Genomic DNA, 2,691 nt, shown 5'->3' on the forward strand with positions numbered 1-2,691 from the left:
GTCCCCATTCCCCAGTCCCCAGTCACTAACTTTCTGGTTCGCAGTCAGGAACACCTTCTCTAAATACCCGACTAGCGAGAATATCAACCGCTTCAATGGTAATTAAATCTTGTTTATTTAATTTTTTGCCACTACTCAATAAACGATTAGCTTGACGCAAACGCGCCCTGTCTATAGCATTTCTCACACTACGAGCATTAGCAAAATGGGGCATATTCTTCCGTCTAATTAAATATTCACGGAAAGCTGTTTCTGCTTCTGAACTAAAACAATAGTTCTGATTTTTGACTATAGATTGAGCGATAATCATCAAATTATCAACACTATAATCATTAAACTCAATGTGTAACCCAATCCGGGAATTCATTCCTGGATTACTATGGAAAAAATGCTCCATTTGAGTTTTATAACCAGCAAGAATGACAACTAAATCATCTCGCTGATTTTCCATTACCTGCATCAAAATTTCAATGGCTTCTAAACCGAAATCTCCGGGATGATCAGGACGATATAAAGTATAAGCTTCATCAATTAACAAAACACCACCCATTGCATTATTTAACACTTCTCTGGTTTTGGGTGCGGTTTGTCCAATACCTTGCCCAACTAAATCATCTCTCGTGACTAAAATTACGCTTTCTTTGCGGATGTATTCTAAACGATAGAGAATTTCCGCCATCCGCATAGCTACAGTAGTTTTACCCATGCCTGGATTGCCTAAAAAGGTCATGTGTAAACTAGGCGCACCGGCATCTAAACCCAGACTTTTACGGATACGGTCAACCAACAACAAGGCCGCCATTTCTTTAATCTTGTTTTTGACGGAATTTAAACCGACTAATTCCTGATCTAATTTATCAAGAATGTCTTGTACTTGAGATTCCCGGAAAGCAGTCTCTAAATCAATTTCTCTTTCTTCAGTAAGGTTATTGTTGATTGCGGTTTTTTCTAATACCTGTTCACTCATGACTATCACCTCTGATCATGACTTTTGATAATGACTTTGATGATAGCGTCAAGTTGGGAAATATAAAAGAATGTAATTCTAATACCTCTTATATATATTTCTTTATTATCAATTTCTGAATTTAGTCATAGAGAAAAAATATAGGTAATTGGTAAAATTTCACCGGGTTTTCAATCTCTGTCCCTAAACGTAGGAAAATTGTGAGAGTATGACTTATTCTCCAGTCTTAAATTTGATTTAGGTTTTTCTCAACATGAATATTCAATTGACAAAACGGTTATTAGCGTTAGTGCTTATTGTTTTTTTAGCTTTGTTATTACCAGAAATTACTATAGCTTCTGCTGATAGTTCATCTAGTTCATCTATTTCTCCTCAAGTCATTTTCACTGCATTTAGCGAAAATACTAAAGATACTATTACTGTTTCCGAAAATGATTTAACTCCCCAGGAACGTCAAAAACTGCAAGCTGTCCGTCAAAGACGCAACAAGGAAATTCTGGTAGTTTTAGATGTTGAACAACAGAAACAACTTGCCTATCATTTACATCATGGTAGTAACCTTAACGAAGCAATAGAAGCGGTTAATTTAAGCTCAGAGCAAAGGGATTTAATTAATGCAATTATGGATTTTACTAATTTGAAATTGCAGGGAATTTTTTCCCATCATGCTTTACTTGACCGTCGTGAATAAGTTTATAGCAATTCCCTTGAATTTAGTAAAGTAAAATATTTAGATACCCCTTATTCAGCAGTTCCCCGACTTCTTTTATTTCAGGACTTACGCAAAAAATAACGAAGGTATAAGACCGATTCATTAATCGTAAGGGCGAAGCATTCGGACAGGTCTAATGGTTTCAGCGATAGGTTATCACCCGAATGCTTCGCCCCTACAAGGTAAAGGGTTTTAGCTATTTTGACTTGTACTGAGCGACTTGTACTGAGCGCAGTCGAAGTAAGCCGAAGTGCTTTCAAAAAGTGTAAGCTTTTATGAGGTGGCAACTGAAAAACCTTAAACCCTAACTAACCAGTAACTTCAGCCATTTCAATCACACGATCCTCATAGTCCTTCACCAAAAAATTCAAAGGTTTTTGATTGCGAATTTTAAACTTTAAACCCCGCACTTCCACCCGCATTAAAATCAACTCCAAACAATCACGGTCAAAACAAACATGACGCTGTTGATTTTTAGTTCCTAAACTCGCACCAGTAATAATGTGCAGTTGAGTATTTTTCTTTAATTGATACCATAGTCCATCACTGCCATTAGTCATGGTTTTATTAGACCAACTGGGACTAGAAGACATATAAAGCGGATCAATCCCCGTTGCACCAATAGTTTGTTCGTAGTTGTAGTAATAGTGCAAAGGTACTTCCGCAGCGGGCAAATCTAGCAAACCTTCATAGAGTTGTCGGGCAATTTCCAAATCTGAAACCATCACAGTATAAACTTTTGGGGCGCTGGTAAGAAACATCCACATTGCACCAGCATAAGCCGCCAACAGCATAATCATAATGCCTTGGGTAGAGAAAAGGCTATCCAAAGGCAAGGAAGGTAAGAAAGAAGCTAAAGTCAAGGAACTATGCAATATAGGTATCAAATTAGCTGCTATAACCATGAATAAATGAAGATTGTATAAAGGAGCGGCTTTTAGTATCGTCAATAAAGACTAGCATATAGCCATTTTTTTAGTTTATCTCAGGAACAGACGACTGGGGACTGGGG

At 37.3% G+C, this 2,691-nt stretch carries 3 protein-coding genes; 1 reads left to right on the plus strand and 2 read right to left on the minus strand.

Annotated features, from left to right (window positions below; all coding sequences use genetic code 11):
- Positions 1-25: 25 nt before the first annotated feature.
- Positions 26-967: an AAA family ATPase gene (locus H5968_RS24795; protein ID WP_187042060.1), complete on the minus strand. Its 942-nt coding sequence runs from the start codon at positions 965-967 to the stop codon at positions 26-28.
- Between the two features lie 253 nt (positions 968-1,220).
- Between H5968_RS24795 and H5968_RS24800 the strand changes: the two genes are divergently transcribed.
- A complete protein-coding gene (locus tag H5968_RS24800) occupies positions 1,221-1,658 on the plus strand; it encodes a hypothetical protein (protein ID WP_187042061.1) in 438 nt (145 codons plus the stop codon).
- Positions 1,659-1,987: 329 nt separating this feature from the next.
- On the opposite strand, the gene H5968_RS24805 is transcribed toward H5968_RS24800, so the two are convergent.
- Complete coding sequence (locus H5968_RS24805; protein WP_187042062.1) at positions 1,988-2,584, minus strand: glyoxalase-like domain protein; 597 nt, start codon at positions 2,582-2,584, stop codon at positions 1,988-1,990.
- Between the last annotated feature and the right edge of the window lie 107 nt (positions 2,585-2,691).

The sequence above is a fragment of the Sphaerospermopsis sp. LEGE 00249 genome (genome assembly GCF_014299995.1).
GTDB classification, from domain to species: domain Bacteria; phylum Cyanobacteriota; class Cyanobacteriia; order Cyanobacteriales; family Nostocaceae; genus Sphaerospermopsis; species Sphaerospermopsis kisseleviana.

Bases quoted from the DNA above. Each gene is read 5' to 3' on its own strand.
- H5968_RS24795 (WP_187042060.1), bottom strand. From the start codon at position 967: ATGAGTGAACAGGTATTAGAAAAAACCGCAATCAACAATAACCTTACT.
- H5968_RS24805 (WP_187042062.1), bottom strand. From the start codon at position 2,584: ATGGTTATAGCAGCTAATTTGATACCTATATTGCATAGTTCCTTGACT.
- H5968_RS24800 (WP_187042061.1), top strand. From the start codon at position 1,221: ATGAATATTCAATTGACAAAACGGTTATTAGCGTTAGTGCTTATTGTT.